Origin of the sequence: Bartonella capreoli (assembly GCF_902813205.1) — a bacterium.
Lineage (GTDB): Bacteria > Pseudomonadota > Alphaproteobacteria > Rhizobiales > Rhizobiaceae > Bartonella > Bartonella schoenbuchensis.
Genome location: NZ_CADDZX010000383.1, coordinates 1 through 389 on the forward strand (window position 1 = coordinate 1; position 389 = coordinate 389).

Annotated in this window: 1 pseudogene; it reads left to right on the forward strand. The window is 41.1% G+C overall.

The window, feature by feature from the left end:
• Positions 1-389, forward strand: a pseudogene (tldD, locus tag J7R05_RS08915) (metalloprotease TldD); the annotation flags it as partial.

Genomic DNA, 389 nt, shown 5'->3' on the forward strand with positions numbered 1-389 from the left:
TGCATCAAGTTACCGTCGCTCTTTCCGGTTCACTTCAACATGTTGAAATTTTACGCGGTGATGGATACTTTGTTCATGATATTCGCCCCCTCGTACAACTTACTATATCTGTGGTAGTTTCTGATAATAATCGACGTGAATTTGGATTTTATGGATGTGGTGGACGACAAACATTTATTCAATTCATTAGTGAAGAAAATTGGAAAATGGCTGCCGATGAAGCTTTGCGTATGGCTTTAGTCAACTTAGAAGCACAAGAAGCACCAGCAGGAACCTTTGATGTTGTTTTGGCTAATGGATGGCCTGGCGTTATGTTACATGAAGCTGTTGGACTCGGTTTGGTAGGTGATTTTAACCGCAAAAAACCATCCGCTTTTTCTGGGCTTTTG